This window comes from Microbacterium sp. B19(2022) (genome assembly GCF_012030385.1).
Taxonomy (GTDB): domain Bacteria; phylum Actinomycetota; class Actinomycetes; order Actinomycetales; family Microbacteriaceae; genus Microbacterium; species Microbacterium oxydans_B.
Window position 1 is genome coordinate 22900 of the sequence record NZ_JAAUVO010000014.1, and the last position, 18921, is coordinate 41820.

The window sequence follows — 18921 nt, forward strand, 5'->3', positions numbered from 1 at the left end:
CGGCTAGCCGTAGAACAGGTCCTCGAAGGTCTTGCGCGCGCGTCGGGTGACGCCGAGGTAGTCCTCCTCGAGCTCGGTCGCCGAACGGTCGGGGTATCCCAGCAGGCTGCCGATCGCATCCAACTGTCGCCGATCCGCAGGAAGCAGGTCACTCGTCTGCCCGGTGAGCAGAGTGATCGCCGAGCGCAGTCTGCTCGACAGGCGCCACGCCTCCCGCAACCGCTCGGCGTCGTCCTCCTCCACGAGATCGGCGGCGACCGCGGCATCCAGCGCACCGAGTGTCGCCGTGGTCCGCAGCCCGGCGATCTCGTGCGCGTGCTGCAGCTGCAGCAGCTGCACCAGCCACTCGACATCGCTGAGCGTGCCGGGACCGAGTTTCAGGTGTCGCCGCGGATCTGCGCCCTGCGGCAGCCGCTCCCCCTCGACCCGGGCCTTGATGCGCTTGATCTCGCGCGTGCCCTGAAGGTCGACGGATTCCGGGTATCGGATCGAGTCTGCGAGGGCCGTGAACCGCTCGATGAGCTTCGCGCTCCCCGCCACCCCCCGCGCACGAAGCAGGGCCTGCGCCTCCCAGGAGAGGGACCAGCGCCGGTAGTACTCGGCATACGCCGCGATCGATCGCACGACCGGTCCGTTGCGCCCCTCGGGCCGGAGATCGGCGTCGAGATCGAGCGGGACCCGGTGGTCGGTCAGGTGCTCGCGGAGCCCTGCCACGATCTGCGTGGCGAGCTTCTGCGCCCGCTGCGAGTCGACTCCGTTCGCGTCGTACACGTAGAGGATGTCGGCGTCGGACCCGAAGCCGAGTTCGGCGCCGCCGAAGCGCCCCATGGCGATGACGGCGAAGTCGAGCCCTGCCGCGTCTTCGGGAACCACCTCGCGGATGACGGCGCGCAGGGCCGCCTGGATGGTCGCCTCGGTGATCTCGGTGAGCGCAACGGCCACCTCCTCGATCGTCAGCACGCCGAGCACGGCGCCCATCGCTGTGCGCAGCAACTCCCGACGGCGCAGAGCTCGCACTGCTCGAAGGGCATCGCCGATGGTCTCGTGACGTGTCTGGATGGCCCGCGCCTCTTCGTCGAGCGCGTGCGCTCCGCGTGGACGCAGTCGGTCGGTGCTGTCGAGCCAGGCGACGGACTCGGGAATCCACTCCAGGAGCTCCCCGACGTAGCGCGAAGAGGACAGCAGCCGCGTGAGACTCTCGGCAGCACCCGATGAGTCTCGCAGCATCCGAAGGAACCACGGGGTGTCGCCGAGGCGTTCGCTGATCCGACGGAACGCGAGAAGCGCGTAGTCGGGGTCGCTTCCGTCGGCGAACCACCGCACCATGATCGGCATCAGCGCCCGCTGGATCGTCACCTTGCGGCTGAGCCCGGTCGTGAGCGCACCGATGTGCCGCAGGGCCCCCGCGGGATCGCGGAACCCGATGGCCGCCAGGCGGTCGCGCGCCTGCGCTGTGGAGAGCGTGCGCTCCTCCTCGGGGAGACTGGCCACGGCGCTGAGAAGCGGACGGTAGAAAAGCCGAGTGTGGATCTCGCGCACTTCGCGGCGCACAGCCTCCCACCGCGTCCAGACACCGTCGCCGCTTTCGGCCAACCCGGTGCCGCGCGCGAGGACCCGGAGCCCGGCCGGAGTTCTGGGCATGAGATGCGTGCGGCTGAGCTCGCGTAGCTGCAGGCGATGCTCCATCAGGCGCAGCAGGCGGTAGTCGTCGGCGAAAGCGGCGGCATCCACGCGGCCGATATAGCCGCCCTCCACGAGTGCATCGAGGCTCTCGAGGGTTCCTCTCGTGCGGAGTGACTCATCGGTCAGACCGTGGACGAGCTGCAGGAGCTGCACCGTGAACTCGATGTCGCGAAGACCGCCCGCGCCGAGCTTCAGCTGGTATGGCGCATCCTCCGGATCGATGTGCTCCATCACGCGCTCGCGCATTCGCTGGACACTCTCTACGAAGTCCTGTCTCGCGGCGCTGGACCAGATCTTCGGCTGCACGGCCGCGATGTACTCGGCGCCGAGCGCCGGATCCCCGGCGAGCGGACGCGCCTTGAGCAACGCCTGGAACTCCCAGCTCTTGGCCCACCGGTCGTAGTATGCCAGGTGCGAGGCGAGCGAGCGCACGAGTGCTCCCTGTTTGCCTTCAGGCCGCAGGTTGGCGTCGACCTCCCACAGCGGCGGCTCGATCTCGATGCTGTCGAGACCCCGCATCGTCTCGCGGGCCAGCCGCGTCGCGATGTCGATCGCGCGGGCCTCCGTCACGATCTCCTCGTCGCTGGTGCCGCCCACGAAGATCACGTCCACGTCACTGACGTAGTTCAGCTCCCGCGCACCGGCCTTGCCCATGCCGATGATGGCGAGGCGCGTCGCCGCGACCTGCTCGCGTCCCATCGACTGTTCCAGGCGCGCCCTGGCCACCGCGAGCGAAGCTTCGAGCGCGGCGCCGGCGATGTCGGCGAGGGCGGCCGACACCGCCGCGACGACCGTCTCCGGGTGCGCGTGGGAGAGGTCGTAGGCGGCGATGGCGGCGAGGTTGCGTCGATACGCGACCCGGATCGCCACGATCGAATCGTCGTCCCCGCTCTGCGCGAAGCCTTCACGCGCCCCGACCGAGGCCAGCAGGCTCTCTTGCAGTTCCTCCGCCGAGGGCAGTCCGACGATCGGCCCGTCGAGGATCGAGAGCTGGTCGGGGTGCCGGAGGAAGAAATCCGCCAACCCCTCGGATGCGCCGAAGACCCGCCAGACTCGTCGCCTCGTCGCCTCGTCGTCGAGCAGCCGACGAAGCGGCGCCTCGTCCCGGCGTGCGACGCGGAGCAGACCACGCACGGCCGCGTCGGGATCCGGCGCATCCGCTGCTTCGAGCAGCACCGAGCGCGGCTGATCGAGGATCGTTGCCAGCTCCGAAAGGGAAGCCGCGGCTTCACTGAGGTCGGCGAAGCCGAGCCTGGCCAGGGCGGAGAGGGAGACGGAGTCGTCCGGTCGGGCCATCGGCGCGGGTCAGAGAAGCTCGAGGTTGCTCTTCAGCTCAAACGGGGTGACCTGGCCGCGGTAGGCCTCCCATTCCTTGCGCTTGTTGAGCAGAACGTAGTTGAAGACCTGCTCCCCCAGCGTCTCGGCGACGAGTTCGGACGCCTCCATGTACTCCAGAGCGTGATCGAGGCTCGCGGGCAGCGCCTCGTAGCCCAGTGCGCGCCGCTCGGCGTCACTCAGCGACCACACGTTGTTCTCCGCCTCGGGCGGCAGCTCGTAGCCCTCTTCGATGCCCTTGAGTCCTGCCGCGAGCAGCAGCGCGTAAGCGAGGTACGGGTTCGAGGCGGAGTCGATGCCGCGGTATTCCACGCGCGACGACTGGCTCTTGTTCGGCTTGTACATCGGGACGCGGATGAGGGCCGAACGGTTCGCGTGCCCCCAGGTGACGAAACTCGGCGCCTCGTCGCCTCCCCAGAGCCGCTTGTAGGAGTTCACGAACTGGTTCGTGACGGCCGAGATCTCGTTCGCGTGTCGCAGGAGACCCGCGATGAAGTGCCGACCGGTCTTCGAGAGCTGATACTTCGCGCCCTCCTCGTAGAAGGCGTTCTGGTCGCCCTCGAACAGCGACATGTGGGTGTGCATGCCGCTGCCCGGCTGATCGCTGAGCGGCTTCGGCATGAACGTCGCGTAGACGCCCTGCTCGATCGCCACCTCCTTGATCACCGTGCGGAAGGTCATGATGTTGTCGGCCGTCGTGAGCGCATCCGCATAACGAAGGTCGATCTCGTTCTGGCCGGGCCCACCCTCGTGGTGGCTGAACTCGACGGAGATGCCGAGGTCTTCGAGCATCCGCACCGAACGGCGGCGGAAGTCGTGCGCCGTGCCGCCGGGAACATTGTCGAAATAGCCGGCTGAGTCCACGGGCACGGGACCGTCGGGGCCGAACGACGACGACTTGAGCAGGTAGAACTCGATCTCGGGGTGCGTGTAGAACGTGAAGCCGGCATCCGCGGCCTTCGCGAGCGTGCGCTTGAGCACGTGACGCGGGTCGGCGACGGCCGGCTGTCCGTCGGGTGTCGTCAGGTCGCAGAACATGCGCGCCGTCGGATCGATCTCGCCGCGCCACGGCAGCGTCTGGAACGTCGTCGGATCGGGCTGGGCGAGCAGGTCCGACTCGTAGGTGCGCGTCAGCCCCTCGATCGCCGAACCGTCGAAACCGATGCCTTCCGCGAACGCGCCCTCGACCTCGGCCGGAGCGATCGCCACGGACTTGAGCGTGCCGATGACGTCGGTGAACCACAGCCTCACGAACTTGACGCCGCGCTCCTCGATCGTCCGAAGGACGAAATCCCTCTGCTTGTCCATGGCTACTCTGCGCCCTGGCCCTTTGCGTCGCCCTTGACGTCCCAGCCCTGTTCGACGGCCTCTTCCTCCGCCCAGGCGCGCGAACGCTCCTCGACGACCTTGGGAGCACGGCGGGCCTCGGCCTCCGTGTCGAACGGACCGATGCGGTCGATGGAGGGCGAGATCATGCCGAACTCGACCTCGCCGGTCTCGGAGTTGTACCAGTACTTGTGGTCACCGTCAGACATGCCTGTCCCTTCTTCACGTGATGTCATCGATCCTACTGGCGTGCACCGTGGTCGCTAAGCTATCGCCCATGGCAAAAGCGATCGGCGTCGACATCGGCGGCACGGGAATCAAAGCAGGAATCGTCGACCTCGAGCACGGAATCATGGCATCCGACCGGGTGCGGGTCCCCACTCCTGAAGGCGCATCGCCTCAGGATGTCCTGAACGCCGTGCAGACCGTTCTGAAGACCCTCGACGTGCACGACTCGACCCTCCCGCTCGGCGTCGCCTTCCCGGCGATCGTCAAGCGCGGCAAGACTCTCTCCGCAGCGAATGTGTCGAAGGAATGGATCGACTTCGATGCGGAGCGCTTCTTCCGCGACGGTCTGGGCCGCAACATCGTGTTCGTGAACGACGCGGATGCCGCCGGCGTCGCCGAGGCCCGCCACGGAGCGGCCAGGGACGTGCGCGGTTTCACCCTGCTGACGACCCTGGGCACCGGCATCGGCTCGGCCTTCCTCTACGACGGCGTGCTGCTGCCGAACACCGAGCTCGGTCACCTCAACTTCGGCGAGTACGAGTCGGTCGAGACATATGCCGCGACCTCGGCGCGCGAGCGCGAGGGCCTCAGCTGGGCCGCGTGGGCGGAGCGCCTGCAGGCGTTCTACTCGCACATCGAGTTCCTGTTCAGCCCCGACCTGTTCGTCGTCGGCGGCGGCGTGTCGAAGAACGCCGGGGACTTCCTCCCCCTGCTCGACCTCAAGACCCCGATCGTCCCGGCGATCCACCGCAACAACTCGGGCATCATCGGCGCGGCATCCCTGGCCGGCGACTGACCCGTTCCTGAACACGGAAGGCCCCGACGGTTCTGCAGCCATCGGGGCCTTCCTTCGTGTGCGGCCGGGCCTCAGGCGCTCGACGTCAATCCATGAAGCATCTTCTGGATCTGCTGCTGCACCTGAGCATCCTCGACATCGAACATCGCGTAGCTGATGCCGGCGGACTGGAGAGGACGGTTCGGATACTTCTGATAGCTCGGGAGCACGCTCAGCAGGCGGGCCGCCATTTGCGGCGCCTGCCACGTCTTCTCCGCGAAGCTGGTCATGAAGATGTCATAGCGCTCCTGCGGATCCTGCCAGAGGTCGAACAGCTCAGGGACGATCGCGGTGTACGACGACGGCCCTCGCCACTGGTCGCGGACGTTCCAGATGGCCTTCCATTTACCGACCCGCACGGCGCCCGGGATCATCTCCGTCTCGGTCATGTAGAGCCAGTGGTCCCTGGTCGATCCGTTCTCCCCCTTCAGAAGCCCCGACTGGTCGAAGCTGTCGAAGATCGTCGGCTCGCCCTCCCGGTCTTCGGTGGGAAGTTCGACGTCAGCCAGGCTCGCGAAGGTCGCCATGAGATCGAGCGATCCGACGATCTCGGAGTTGCGGCGACCTGCTTCGATCGTTCCCGGCCACCACGCGATGGCGGGAACCCGACTTCCCCCCTCGTAGTCCGTGCCCTTGGTACCGCGATACGGCGTGTACCCGCAGTCGGGATAGACGTCCTGCCAAGCACCGTTGTCCGTCGTCCACACGACGAGGGTGTCCTCGGCGATTCCGAGTTCACGGACCTTGTCGATGACCGTCCCCACGCGATGGTCGAGTTCGACGAGCGAGTCGAGGAATTTCGACTTTCCCATCGATGCCCCCTCGAAGTCCGGGTGCGGGAGGTTCGGCTGATGCAGCTTGGCCGTGTTGAGATACAGGAAGAAGGGTTCCTCGTCATTCGCGTGCGACTCGATGTAGTCGATCGCGTGATTTGTGGACTTTTCGTCGATGAACGGGATGTTCGCCGAATCCAGCTTCTCCACCTCTGTGGGCTTTTCGCCCGCCTTTCCGTCGAGAGCTCCGATCACGTTGCCCCACATCTTCATGGTCGCCTCGTCGTCGAACGGGAAGTCCGGATTGAACGCCTTGTCCGTGTACGTGTACGCGTTCAGGTGGTACAACGTGGTGTTGTACATCTCGTCGAAACCGTGGGCGGTCGGCATCGCGGAGTCCGCCTCCCCGAGATGCCACTTTCCTATGTGGCACGTGTTGTAGAACGCTTTCTTCAGCACACTGGCCAGGGTCCACTCGGGCGCGGGAAGGCCCCCGCCATCGCCGGGGAAGGCCACGGTCGTCATACCGCTGCGGATCGGCAGACGCCCGGTCAGCGCGGCAGCTCGTCCCGGTGTGCAGCTGGGCTGCCCATAGAACGACATGAACTGCAGGCCTTCAGCAGCGAGCCTGTCCAGGTTCGGCGTCGGGGCTCCCCGATTCTCACCGCCTCCGTAGCACCCGAGATCGCCCCACCCGACATCGTCGGACATGAACAGGATGATGTTCGGCTTCTTGGCCATGAGATCTCCTCCGTCGGACCGGTGATCGATGACGGCGACGGTAGCAAGCGGATCTCCATCACGCAGACCCTGCTCACCCGTTCCGGACGAGTAGATCGGGATCAGCCGGAGGCCGTGGCCGCAGCAGTCAACGGTGCGCCCGCCGGGGGTCTGGGGTCCCTCAGAACGGCGGACGCACCTTCATGCGATTCGAACGTGTGAAAGGGCTCTCGCTCGGCCAGCATCGTGAGAGCAGCGGACAAGAGCCCCCCACGTAGAGCGACACCCGCGGTCCCCCAGAGCCGGGGCCGCGCTCTAGTCCGCACGCTACGCCGCATCCGGCGAAAGCATCACCCCATCTTCGGCGGGGGTAACACAGCGAGGCTCGCGGATATCGACCGAACCCGACCACTGGATCCGTCGTCGGCACGGCGTCCTCAGGCCGATTTATGCGAATGGGCCGACCTGTACGCCGGGTTCTGTTCCGGGGTTCTTCGCCCCTTCGACGGCCATCTCTCTCGGCGACACGTTGCCGTGGCACTCTAGCGGTCTACCCGAGGACTCGGCGAGCCGCGTCAACATCCTCTGTCTGACCTTGCTCCGGACGAGGTTTACCTGGCGGGCCATGTCACCATGGCCCCCGGTGGTCTCTTACACCACCCTTTCACCCTTACCCCTTGCGGGGCGGTCTACTCTCTGTGGCACTTTCTCGCGGATTGCTCCGGGTGGGCGTTACCCACCGTCCTGCCCTGAGGAGCCCGGACGTTCCTCGGTGCGGTCACCCGCCACGCGGCCGTCCAGTCGACCCATTCGCACTCCCAGTCTACTTCTCGGGAGGCCATTCCTACTTCTCGGCGGACTCTGCGATCCGGAGGTCCAGGGGTACGTCGATCGGGAAGGAACCGAAGAGCCGGGTCGTCGCGACCGCGGCCGCTTCACGCACGGCCTCGGCCGCCGCTTCTGCGTGCTCCTGCGGAACGTGCAAGATGACCTCGTCGTGCAAGAAGAAGGCCAGGTGCGGTGCCTGCGCGAACGGTCCGGACGCGGCGGCCGTGGTGAACCCCTCCGGGATCTGCTGCAGACGGTGCCGGATCTCGGCCAGCCAGATCAGCGACCACTCGGCGGCCGTGCCCTGCACCACGAAGTTCCGCGTGAATCGCCCCCAGTCACGCGCCCGGCGCCGAGCGAGCGCCACGACCGCAGGATCGGCATCCGCCCCGGTGGCATCAGCCTGCAGACGCATCCACTCCACCGAAGGTCGGGGCGACGATCGGCCGAGCCAGGTGGACACGATGCCGCCGTCCTCGCCCGTGCGCGCCGCCGCGTCGACGAGCGCCATGGCGCGCGGGTACACCTTTCTCAGACGCGGAACGAGCCGGCCGCTGTCACCGGTCGTGGCGCCGTACATCGCACCGAGGACCGCGTACTTCGCCTCCTCACGCGTGGCGACCGCGCCGGATGCGACGACGCCGGCGTAGAGATCGCTCCCCCGCGCGGCCCGTGCCATCGCCTCGTCGGAGGCCATTGCCGCGAGCATCCGCGGCTCCAGCTGCGCGACATCCGCCACGACCAGAGTCCATCCGGGATCGGCGCGTACCGCGGGGCGCAGACTCCGCGGGAGCTGAAGCGCGCCCCCGCCGGCGGAGGCCCAGCGCCCGGTGACCACGCCACCGGGGATGTACACGGGACGGAACCGCCCTTCGTGCACCCATTCGGCGAGCCAGGCCCAGCCGTTGGCGCTGAGCAGGCGGGAGAGCTTCTTGTACGCGAGCAGCGGTTCGACGACCGGGTGGTCGTGCTCGGCGAGCTCCCAGCGGCTGGTGGACTCCACCTGCACTCCCACGCGATGCAGCGCCCTGAGCAGCTTCTGCTGGCTGTCGAGGTGGAGAGATGGATCGCCGAGGAGCTCCCGCACCCGATCACCGAGCTCGACCATGCGGCTCGGCGTTCCGCCGGCCACCGGACGAGTGCCCAGGGTGTCGGTCAGGATCGCATCGTGCACGCCCTCATCCCACGGCAACCCCGCGGCCCGCATCTCTTCCGCGATGAGTCCGCCCGCTGACTCCGCCGCGCACAGCAGCGTGAGGCGACCGTCCGGAGCTGCCGCGATCACCTCGCGCTGCGCCCGGTACTGGTCGAGCGCCGTGACGATCGCGTCATCGCCGCTCGCATCGTCGAACACGTCGAAAAGAGACGGCGCCGCCACGGTCGGCTCACGCCGCTCCCACTCGTGTGACGCCGGGAGCGGGCTCGGCACCGCGGAGGTATCGCGCAGGATCGCGTGACACAGCACCAGATCATGGCTGCGCGAGATCCGCACTCCGTCGTCGAGGAGGAGGGCGTAGGTCTCTGCGGCGGTGCGCATGATCCACCGCGGAGCATCGGATTCCTCGGCGGAGCGGACCCATCCCGAGAGCTCGTCGGTGCGCAGAGCCGTGCGGTTCTGCTCCTGGTCGTCGGCACCGAGTTCGATCGCGACGTACTCCTGCGGGCCGACAGAGATGAGCGCGATGCGGCGTTCGATCCCCGACGCCGGCGCTGTCATCGGCGGCGGGCGCGGGCACCGCTCATGCGAGCCCGGACTCCTCGGTGCGCACGAGGATGCAGCCACACTCGGGGCAGGAGACCACGAGGTCGTCCGCCGCGCGGCGGATGTCGTTCAGATCGGTGCTGGGAAGCAGGATGCGGCAGCCCTCACAGGTGCCGCGGGTGAGAAGAGCGGCGCCGGCACTGTTCGTGGCGCGACGGGAGTACTCGGCCAGGAGTTCCGGCGAGACGCCTTCGGCCACGGCCGCTCGATCGCGGGCGAGCTGCGCACCCAGATCCGTCGCCGCGGCGACATCGGCCTTGGCCTGCGCGGTGAGCGCCGATCCCTCGGCCGTGGTCGTCTCGAGGAGCGCCTGCTGTGCGGCGACTGCGGCCTCTGCTTCTTCCAGCCGCCCCATCACGTCGAGCTCGGCATCTTCGAGGTCGCTCTGCCGTCGGGCGAGGCTGGCGAGCTCGTGCTCGAGCGCCTGCGCGTCTTTCGAGTTCGTCGATGCCGCGAGCCGCTCGGCGTCACGGTTCCGGCGTGCCTCGACCACGGCCACATCGGACTCCAGTCGCTTCAGCTCGGTGCGAACGTCGTCGCGGGTACCGGTGAGCGTCGTGAGCTCGCGGAGCTGCTCCTGACGGATGGCGACGAGCTCGGTGATCCGCTCCGCCTGGCTCGGCTTGGTACGGGCGCGCTCGGCCTGCGCGATGCGCCGGTCGAGGTCGGCGATGTCGAGCAGGGTGCGCTGGTTCTCGGGGCTGGCGTTCACGCTCTCAAATCTAGTCGCTGCGGCGACGTCCGCCCATCAGCTCACGTCGCCGTCCACGTAGTACCACTGCCGGTCCTCGCGGACGAAGCGACTGCGCTCGTGCAGGGAGCCTCGCTCCGTGCCCTGCCGCCAGATCGCCTCGAACTCCACGATGCCCTCGTCATCGAACGGGCCGCCGGCCACGCGATCGAGGATGAGCAGCCGCCGCCACTCGAGCTCCGGCTCGAAGTCGATCGTCCGCGGTCTCGATGTCGGATGCCACGTCCGCAGCAGGTGATCCGCGTCGTGCAGACCGAATGCCGTGTACCGCGACCGCATCAGGCGCTCCGCCGTCGGAGCGGGGGCGCCGCGCAGCAGCGGACCGCAGCACCCTCCGAACACGTCGCCGGACGAGCACGGGCATCGCATGGAGCCCTCGATCACGACGTCATCCGACGCCATGTCCGTCTCTGCTGTCATCCCCTCAGCGTACGCTCGGAGGAAACGCACCGGAGGAGTCACGATGACCACTGTCCCCACCTTCACCGCCCACAACGGCTTCGCCCTCCCGGCGATCGGGCTCGGCACGTATGCGCTCAACGGCGATGCCGGAGCGGATGCCGTCGCCGGGGGCATCGGAGCGGGCTACCGACTCATCGATACAGCCTTCAACTACGAGAACGAGGGATCCGTCGGCCGAGGCGTCGCCGCGTCCGACGTCGATCGCTCGGAGATCATCGTCACCACGAAGCTGCCCGGACGCCACCACGCGTCTGCGAAGGCGCGCACCAGCATCGAGGAGAGCCGCTCGCGCCTCGGGCTCGACGCGACGGACCTGCACCTCATCCACTGGCCCAACCCGAGCCAGGACGAATACGTCCAGGCATGGGCAGCGCTGGTCGACGCGCAGGCGCGCGGAATCGTCCGACAGATCGGCGTCTCGAACTTCCTCCCGGAGCACCTGGAGCGCATCGAGCGCGAGACCGGTGTGCGTCCCGTCGTCAACCAGATCGAGGTTCACCCGTACTTTCCGCAGGAGGAGCAGCTCGCTTACCACCGCGAGCACGGCATCCTCACCGAGGCCTGGAGCCCTCTGGGGCGCGCCAAGGAGCTGCTCGACGAAGCGGTGATCCATGAGGTCGCGACCGCGCACGGCGCGACCCCGGCGCAGACCGTCCTCGCGTGGCACGTCGCCCGCGGCACGGTATCGATCCCGAAGGCGTCGTCCCGGGAGCACCAGGAGGCGAACCTCGCGGCGGCCGAGATCGTGCTCGACGATGCCGAGGTCTCTGCGATCACCGCACTCGGACGCCCCGACGGCCGGCTGTTCGACGGCGACCCGAGGACCCACGAGGAGTCCTGACTAGCGTCTGATCAGACGTTCTGCGTCCCCAACACCCGCAGGAACTCGAGCTTGCTCGCCGCTTCGCTGCCTGGCGCGGCCGTGAGCACGATCAACGCCTGCGACTCGTCTTCGGTGAAGAGCGCCTGACAGTCGACCTCGATCTCGCCGAGCTCGGGGTGCACCATGACCTTGTGCTGCTCGAACCTGCGGCTCACCTCGTGCGCATCCCACAGCTCGACGAATTCCGGGCTCCGAGCAGTGAGTTCTGCGACGATCTCGCCCGCCCGTGAACGCGCCCCCATCACACCGTGGGCCGCACGAAGGGACCCGACGAGTGCACGAGCCTGTCGCGGGTGGTCGGCCTCGCGATACCGACGCCGCTCGTCGTCGGGATAAGCGAACCACCGGTAGATGCCGCTGCGGTCGAGACCGGTGAGTGAACTCGCGTCGCCCACGAGCGCGCGGGAGGCGTCGTTCTGCACGAGCACCTCGTCGAAGAGCGAGACGACGAAGGCGGGGGTGTCGTGCAACCGGTCGAGCACGCGGAGGATGCCGGGGCGCACGTAGTCGGTCACGTGCGCACGGTCGGGAGCGCTGTGTCCGCAGAGGCGGAACAGGTAGTCGCGTTCGTCCTCGGTGAGCCGCAGCGCACGGGCGAGCGAGGCGAGGATCTGCACGCTGGGTTGCGGACCCCGCCGCTGTTCGAGGCGCGTGTAGTAGTCCGTCGACATGGTCGCCAGCTGGGCCACCTCCTCGCGGCGCAGCCCTGTCGTACGCCGACGGGCGCCCGCCGAGAGCCCCACATCCGCAGGGGTCAGGGACTCCCTTCGACGGAGCAGGAACTCGGCCAATGCATCACGATCCACTCCTGAAGTATCCACCGGCGTCGCCGCACATTCCAGGGACCGCTGATCCCTGGATGACCGCTCTCTGGAGCACCAGCCGTGCGGCGCCGAGGCTGGGAACATGAACATCAGCGGAAACACCATCTTCATCCCCGGCGCGACCAGCGGCATCGGCCTCGCTCTCGCTCTGCGCCTGCACGAACGCGGCAATACTGTCATCGTGGGCGGGCGCCGGCAGGACCGTCTCACCTCAATCGCCGAGGAGCACCCCGGCATCCACACGGTTCGGATCGACACGACGGATGCGGCAAGCATCGACGACGCGTCGCGCACGGTGATCACCGAGCACCCCGAGTTGAACGTCCTCATCACGATGGCCGGGGTCATGCGCACCGAGGACTGGACGACGCCTTCGGGCTTCCTCACCACGGCGGAAGAGACCGTCACCACGAACATCCTCGGGCCGATCCGCCTCATCGCCGCATTCATCGACCATCTGCGTGCGCAGTCGGACGCGACGATCATGACGGTCTCTTCCGGGCTCGCCTTCGCGCCCCTCCGAGTGACGCCCACCTACAACGCGAGCAAGGCCGCGATCCACATGCTCAGCGAATCGCTGCGCCTGCAGCTGGCGGGGACGAGCGTCTCGGTTCTCGAGTTGGAGCCGCCGGCGGTCCGTACGCCGCTCATGCCGGGTCACGAGGACAACGAGGCAGCGATGCCGCTCGACGAGTTCATCGACGAGGTGACGGCACTGATCGAGTCCCGGCCGGATGCCACGGAGATCCAGGTCGAGCGCGTGAAGTTCCTCCGCTACGGCGAAGCGCGTGGAGATTACAACCAGGTCGTCGCCACGCTGAACCGCACGGACCCGCACGGGCGGTGATCCGACGCGGGGTGTCGGATCCGCTCCGGCTCCCCGCTCAGGGACGCAGCGACGCCGCCGCGGCCGTGAGCGCCTCAGCCGACTGACGCAGCAGCGCGAGCTCCTCGCTCGAGAACGAGGTGTTCCGGATGGGGACGGCGCCCTTCGCGCTCACGATCGACGGGACCGACAGGGCGACTCCGTCGAGGCCATGGAAGTCGCGCAGCACGGTGCTGACGGGCATCACGGCGTGCTCGTCGCTCAGGATCGCCTCGACGATCCGCGCGCTGGACAGACCGATCGCGTAGTTGGTCGCGCCCTTGCCCAGGATGACCTTGTACGCGGCGTCGCGTACGTCGACCGCGATCTCCTGCAGCTCGTCGAGGGTGAATCGCGGGTGCCCCGGCGTCTCCCACTCCAGGATCGGCACCGTGCCGATCGTCGCCCGCGACCACAGCGGGAACTCCGTATCGCCGTGCTCGCCGACGATGTATGCGTGCACACTGGCGGTCGAGACTCCGGCGCGCTCCCCTAGCTTCCAGCGCAGCCGGGACGTGTCGAGCACGGTTCCGGAGGCGAAGATACGCTCCGGCGGAAGCCCCGTCTCCTCTTGCGCGATCACGGTGAGCACATCGCACGGATTGGTCACGATCACGTAGACAGCGTTCGGGGCGACCTCGAGCAGATCCGGCATCATGCGGCGGATGATGCCGGCGTTCACCTCGGCGAGTTCGATGCGGGTCTGACCCGGCTTCTGCTTCGCTCCGGCGGTGATCACCACGACATGCGACCCCGCGGCCACCGAGATGTCGCTGCCGCCGACGATGTCGCTCGAACCGGTGAACTGTGTCCCGTGGGCGAGGTCGAGCACCTCGGCCTCCACCTTCTCGGTCGCGATGTCGTACAGCGCGACATGTCGGGCCGACCCGCGGATCAGCGCCGCGTAGGCGACGCTCGATCCCACGCTTCCCGCACCGACGACCGTGAGCTTCGAGTTCTCGATGATCTCCATGCGCTCAGTCTTGCAGTGCCGGGTGCCGATCCGGGAGGGGTGACGCCGGGAGATCTCAGAGCGCGGCATCCACGGCGGCGGCCGCGGTGGCGTGTGTGAACCGGAACCCCGTGCGCTCCAGCACCTGCGGGCGCACGTCCGCATCCGGGAGCAGCAGAGACTCCGCCGCATCTCCGAGTGCGAACCGGAGTGCCCAGGTCGGCACCGGCAGCCAGAACGGACGGTGCATCCGGGCCGCGAGGGCACGGCCGATGTCGTTCGAGGAGGCAGGAGTGGGCCCCGTCAGATTGACGGGACCGGCGATCTTCTGGTCCAACACGTGACGGATCGCCGCCACCTCGTCATCGAGCGAGATCCACGGCCAGATCTGCGTGCCGCGACCGAGCGGGCCGGAGACGCCGAACCGGGTCAGCTGGATGAGCGGCTTGAGCACTCCGCGCCGGTGGATGACGGGCGCCGTGCGCAGCAGCGCGACCCTGGTGTGGTCCTCGGCCTGGCGCGCCTCGGCCTCCCAGCGCACGGTGAGGTCGGCCAGGAATGTCTGTCCGGCCGTGGAATCCTCCGTGAGCACCTCGCCGGGAACGGACCCGTAGTAGCCGACAGCGGACGCCGAGACGAGGGCGGGCGCCTCGGAGCGCAGAGAACGCAGAGCGGTCGTGATCGTCCGCGTCGCCTGCAGACGAGAGTCGGTCAGCTCGCGACGGTACCTCTTCGTCCATGGCAGTCGCCCGACGCTGGCGCCGCCCAGCGCGACGATGGCATCGGCTCCGGCGAGAACATCCGGATCGAGCGCGCGCTCCCCCGGCTCCCACTGCGCCTCGTCGTCTGACCGCGGAGGCCGGCGGACGAGAGCGGTCACCTCGACGCCGTCGGCGCGGAGTGATGACGCGAGGGCTGAACCGATCAGCCCCGATGCCCCGCTGATGACGATGCGTCGCGCCATGTGTGAGAACTCCCCGTCCCTCGATCATCGAGTCTTGCTGTGGATCCGAGGGTACGCGCTCAAGGCTCGAGGAGCTGCGGGCCTTGCGCCGATGGCTCGCGAAGGGTAGGTCCGGTCATCGATTCCTTCCCCGCCTGTCGCCGTCAATCGGCGCGTCGGTAGTGCGTCCAGATAGCTCCGTTCCGGAGCGGCGTCGCCGAGATCAGCTCGAGCCGTCGCGTGCTCGGCAGCCCGCTCCGATAGAGGGTCGGTCCGTGACCGGCGATGCGGGGCTGGACGAGGAACCAGTACTCGTCGATGAGGTCGAGCCGGTCGAGTTCCGCGGCCAGAGAGATGCTGCCGAGCAGCACCCCCGCCGGTGTCTCGTCCTTGAGCTTCTGCACGCCCTCGCGCAGGTCTCCGGCGATGCGGTGGCTGTTCGCCCAGGGGAAGTCCTCGCGGGTGGACGACACCACGTACTTCGGCTTGGCGTCGAGCTTGACCGCCCATTCCCGCATCGTGGAGTCCGCCTCCACTTCTCCGCGGGCGACCGCCGGCCACGCGCTCTCCATCATTTCGTAGGTCGTGCGCCCCCAGAGCATCGCGCCGGCATCATCCATGAGCTGAGTGAAGAGGGGATGGGTCTCGTCATCGGCGATGCCCTCCCGATGGTCGACGCAGCCGTCGAGGGTGACATTGATGCTGAAGGTCAGGAGTCCCATGCGGGGAGCATAGGACTGCGACGCGGCGACCGCCAGGGTTCGAGGTGGTGTGGGCCCTGCCGGGATCGAACCGACGACATCCACGGTGTAAACGTGGCGCTCTACCAGCTGAGCTAAAGGCCCTGGTGCACCCAGTGTATCGGCCACCCGATGCGCACCCGTGTCGTAGAAGAGGGATAGGCTGATTGCGGCGCGCGTTGTGCACAGCTGACAAGGCTGCCCGTGTCGCTTCCCGTTTCCTTGGCATGACCTGCCAGCTTGACGAAAGGTTCGCCCCGTGACCGTGCACGACCAGGATCCTTATTCCCAGGGCCCACTCGACAGCGATCCGGAGGAGACCGGCGAGTGGCAGCAGTCCCTCGACGAGCTGGTCGATGCCAAGGGCCACGGCCGAGGCCGCGAGATCATGCTCAGCCTGCTCAAGCGCTCGAAGGAGCTGCACCTGGGCGTGCCGATGGTCCCGACGACGGACTACATCAACACGATCGCCTCCGAGAACGAGCCCGAGTTCCCCGGTGACGAGGAGATCGAGCGCCGCTACCGCGCCTGGATCCGGTGGAACGCCGCGATCACGGTGCACCGCGCACAGCGCCCCGGCATCGGTGTCGGCGGTCACATCTCGACCTACGCCTCGTCGGCGGCTCTCTACGAAGTCGGCTTCAACCACTTCTTCAAGGGTGCCGACAACCCGGGCGGCGCCGACCAGATCTTCATCCAGGGTCACGCCTCCCCCGGCACTTACGCCCGCTCCTTCCTCGAAGGACGCCTGAGCGAGGACCAGCTCGACGGCTTCCGCCAGGAGAAGTCGCACGCGCCGCACGGCATCCCCTCCTACCCGCACCCGCGCCTGATGCCGGAGTACTGGCAGTTCCCGACCGTGTCGATGGGTCTCGGCCCGATCAACGCGATCTACCAGGCGATGTCGAACAAGTACCTCGAGAACCGTGGCATCAAGGACACGTCCCAGTCGCACGTCTGGGCGTTCCTCGGCGACGGCGAGATGGACGAGGTCGAGAGCCGCGGCCAGCTGCAGGTCGCCGCCAACGAGGGCCTCGACAACCTGACCTTCATCGTCAACTGCAACCTGCAGCGCCTCGACGGCCCTGTGCGCGGCAACGGCAAGATCGTCCAGGAGCTGGAGTCGTTCTTCCGCGGCGCCGGCTGGAACGTCATCAAGGTCGTCTGGGGTCGTGAGTGGGACGACCTGCTCGCCCGCGACACCGAGGGCGCTCTGCTCAACCTGATGAACGTCACCCCCGACGGTGACTACCAGACGTACAAGGCCGAGTCCGGCGCGTACATCCGCGAGCACTTCTTCGGCCGCGACGAGCGCGCCGCCGCCCTCGTCAAGGACTACTCCGACGACGACATCTGGAACCTCAAGCGCGGTGGCCACGACTACCGCAAGGTCTACGCCGCGTTCAAGGCAGCGACCGAGCATAAGGGCAAGCCCACCGTCATCCTCGCGAAGACCGTCAAGGGCTACGGCCTCGGTCCGCACTTCGAGGGCCGCAACGCGACCCACCAGATGAAGAAGATGACGCTGGACAACCTCAAGACGTTCCGCGACGCGATGCACATCCCGATCACGGACGCGCAGCTCGAAGAGAACCCGTACCTGCCCCCGTACTACAACCCGGGACCCCAGGACGAGACGATCCAGTACATGCTCGAGCGCCGCAATGCGCTCGGTGGCTTCCTTCCGGAGCGCCGCTCGACGCACGTCGGGCTGTCGCTGCCGGACGACACTGCGTACGCGCTTCCCAAGAAGGGTTCCGGCACGCAGGAGATCGCCACCACCATGGCTTTCGTCCGTCTGCTCAAGGACCTGCTGCGTTCGAAGGACTTCGGCCACCGCATCGTGCCGATCATCCCGGACGAGGCGCGCACGTTCGGCATGGACGCGTACTTCCCCTCGGCGAAGATCTACAACCCGAACGGCCAGCACTACACGTCGGTGGACCGTGAGCTGCTCCTCGCCTACAAGGAGAGCCCGCAGGGCCAGATCGTGCACGTCGGCATCAACGAGGCCGGCGCACTCGCGGCCTTCACCGCCGCCGGAACCTCCTACGCCACGCACGGCGAGCCACTCATCCCGGTCTACATCTTCTACTCGATGTTCGGCTTCCAGCGCACGGGCGACGCCCAGTGGGCTGCCGGAGACCAGATGGCCCGCGGCTTCATCATGGGCGCCACCGCCGGTCGCACCACCCTCACAGGTGAAGGCCTCCAGCACGCCGATGGCCACTCGCATCTGCTCGCCGCCACCAACCCGGCGACGATCTCGTACGACCCGGCCTACGGCTACGAGATCGCGCACATCGTGCGCTCCGGTCTCGAGCGCATGTACGGCGGCAACCACGAGGACCCGAACGTGATGTACTACATCACGCTCTACAACGAGCCGATCGTGATGCCCGCCGAGCCGGAGAACGTGGACGTGGACGGCATCGTCCGCGGCATCCACCGCATCTCCGTCGGCGAGGGCGACGGCCCCCGTGCGCAGCTGTTCGCATCGGGTGTCGGACTCCCCTGGGCTCTCGAGGCCCAGGAGCTGCTGAAGAACGACTGGGGCGTGATCGCCGACGTCTGGTCGGTCACCTCCTGGACCGAGCTGCGCCGCGACGGCCTCGCCGCTGACGAGCACAACTTCCTGCACCCCGAGGCGGAGCCCCGCACCGCGTATCTCACCGAGAAGCTGCAGGGCTCCGAAGGACCTGTCGTCGCGGTCAGCGACTTCATGCACGCTGTGCAGGACCAGATCCGTCCGTGGGTGCCGAACCGCTTCGCCACGCTCGGCGCCGACGGCTTCGGCTTCTCGGACACCCGTGCAGCCGCTCGTCGCTTCTTCAAGATCGACGGCCCGTCGATCGTCGTCCGCACGCTGCAGTCGCTCGCTGAAGACGGCAAGGTCGACCGCTCGCTCGCGGCGCAGGCGATCGAGAAGTACCGTCTGCACGACGTGAACGCCGGCACCAGCGGCAACGCGGGTGGCGAAAGCTGAGCCCTCGGTGACAGGTTCTTCTCCT

The 18921-nt window shown here is 67.7% G+C and carries 15 protein-coding genes, 1 tRNA gene and 1 other RNA gene; 4 read left to right on the top strand and 13 right to left on the bottom strand.

The window, feature by feature from the left end:
* Nucleotides 1-3 precede the first annotated feature (3 nt).
* From HCX50_RS13420 to HCX50_RS13430, 3 genes are read right to left on the bottom strand one after another with little or no spacing between them, the layout of a single operon-like run.
* On the bottom strand, nt 4-2979 hold the full coding sequence (locus HCX50_RS13420; RefSeq protein WP_167634737.1) for a bifunctional [glutamine synthetase] adenylyltransferase/[glutamine synthetase]-adenylyl-L-tyrosine phosphorylase: 2976 nt from the start codon (nt 2977-2979) through the stop codon (nt 4-6).
* A 9-nt stretch (nt 2980-2988) separates the two neighbouring features.
* Nucleotides 2989-4326, bottom strand: coding sequence for a type I glutamate--ammonia ligase (glnA, locus tag HCX50_RS13425; RefSeq protein ID WP_029261804.1), 1338 nt, complete (start codon nt 4324-4326; stop codon nt 2989-2991).
* Nucleotides 4327-4328: 2 nt separating this feature from the next.
* The gene (locus HCX50_RS13430) at nt 4329-4553 is read right to left on the bottom strand and encodes a hypothetical protein (protein WP_105725469.1); all 225 of its coding nucleotides are present in this window, start codon (nt 4551-4553) and stop codon (nt 4329-4331) included.
* 68 nt (nt 4554-4621) lie between these two features.
* Here HCX50_RS13430 and ppgK point away from each other — a divergent pair, with 68 nt between their 5' ends.
* Complete coding sequence (gene ppgK, locus HCX50_RS13435; protein WP_029261802.1) at nt 4622-5368, top strand: polyphosphate--glucose phosphotransferase; 747 nt, start codon at nt 4622-4624, stop codon at nt 5366-5368.
* Nucleotides 5369-5439: 71 nt separating this feature from the next.
* Here the strand turns inward: ppgK and HCX50_RS13440 are convergent, their stop codons facing one another.
* The 5 genes from HCX50_RS13440 to HCX50_RS13460 all read right to left on the bottom strand — a co-directional run bounded on the left by HCX50_RS13440 (nt 5440) and on the right by HCX50_RS13460 (nt 10661).
* A complete protein-coding gene (locus tag HCX50_RS13440; protein ID WP_167634738.1) occupies nt 5440-6921 on the bottom strand; it encodes an arylsulfatase in 1482 nt (493 codons plus the stop codon).
* A 431-nt stretch (nt 6922-7352) separates the two neighbouring features.
* An RNA gene (gene rnpB / locus HCX50_RS13445) (RNase P RNA component class A) lies at nt 7353-7709 on the bottom strand.
* Between the two features lie 35 nt (nt 7710-7744).
* A complete protein-coding gene (locus HCX50_RS13450; RefSeq protein WP_167634739.1) occupies nt 7745-9445 on the bottom strand; it encodes a bifunctional 3'-5' exonuclease/DNA polymerase in 1701 nt (566 codons plus the stop codon).
* A 22-nt stretch (nt 9446-9467) separates the two neighbouring features.
* Nucleotides 9468-10202 (bottom strand): CT398-like coiled coil hairpin domain-containing protein, encoded by a 735-nt coding sequence (locus tag HCX50_RS13455; RefSeq protein WP_167634740.1) that lies wholly within the window; start codon nt 10200-10202, stop codon nt 9468-9470.
* A 36-nt stretch (nt 10203-10238) separates the two neighbouring features.
* Nucleotides 10239-10661: a YchJ family protein gene (locus HCX50_RS13460; protein WP_167634741.1), complete on the bottom strand. Its 423-nt coding sequence runs from the start codon at nt 10659-10661 to the stop codon at nt 10239-10241.
* Between the two features lie 43 nt (nt 10662-10704).
* Here HCX50_RS13460 and HCX50_RS13465 point away from each other — a divergent pair, with 43 nt between their 5' ends.
* Complete coding sequence (locus tag HCX50_RS13465) at nt 10705-11544, top strand: aldo/keto reductase (RefSeq protein WP_091036764.1); 840 nt, start codon at nt 10705-10707, stop codon at nt 11542-11544.
* An 11-nt stretch (nt 11545-11555) separates the two neighbouring features.
* On the opposite strand, the gene HCX50_RS13470 is transcribed toward HCX50_RS13465, so the two are convergent.
* A complete protein-coding gene (locus HCX50_RS13470) occupies nt 11556-12392 on the bottom strand; it encodes a helix-turn-helix transcriptional regulator (protein ID WP_091036768.1) in 837 nt (278 codons plus the stop codon).
* A gap of 100 nt (nt 12393-12492) precedes the next feature.
* Here HCX50_RS13470 and HCX50_RS13475 point away from each other — a divergent pair, with 100 nt between their 5' ends.
* Nucleotides 12493-13257, top strand: coding sequence for an SDR family oxidoreductase (locus HCX50_RS13475; protein ID WP_091036770.1), 765 nt, complete (start codon nt 12493-12495; stop codon nt 13255-13257).
* 37 nt (nt 13258-13294) lie between these two features.
* Here HCX50_RS13475 and HCX50_RS13480 read toward each other — a convergent pair whose 3' ends face one another.
* The 4 genes from HCX50_RS13480 to HCX50_RS13495 all read right to left on the bottom strand — a co-directional run bounded on the left by HCX50_RS13480 (nt 13295) and on the right by HCX50_RS13495 (nt 16015).
* Nucleotides 13295-14248 carry an L-lactate dehydrogenase gene (locus tag HCX50_RS13480; RefSeq protein WP_091036774.1) on the bottom strand — a complete coding sequence of 318 codons (954 nt, stop codon included), beginning with the start codon at nt 14246-14248 and terminating at the stop codon, nt 13295-13297.
* A gap of 55 nt (nt 14249-14303) precedes the next feature.
* Nucleotides 14304-15191: a TIGR01777 family oxidoreductase gene (locus HCX50_RS13485; protein ID WP_167634742.1), complete on the bottom strand. Its 888-nt coding sequence runs from the start codon at nt 15189-15191 to the stop codon at nt 14304-14306.
* Between the two features lie 143 nt (nt 15192-15334).
* Nucleotides 15335-15892, bottom strand: a complete 558-nt coding sequence (locus HCX50_RS13490; protein WP_091036779.1) for a dihydrofolate reductase family protein — start codon at nt 15890-15892, stop codon at nt 15335-15337.
* A 50-nt stretch (nt 15893-15942) separates the two neighbouring features.
* Nucleotides 15943-16015: transfer RNA gene (locus HCX50_RS13495), tRNA-Val, on the bottom strand.
* A gap of 154 nt (nt 16016-16169) precedes the next feature.
* Here HCX50_RS13495 and aceE point away from each other — a divergent pair.
* On the top strand, nt 16170-18896 hold the full coding sequence (gene aceE, locus HCX50_RS13500) for a pyruvate dehydrogenase (acetyl-transferring), homodimeric type (RefSeq protein WP_091036781.1): 2727 nt from the start codon (nt 16170-16172) through the stop codon (nt 18894-18896).
* The last annotated feature ends 25 nt before the right edge of the window (nt 18897-18921 follow it).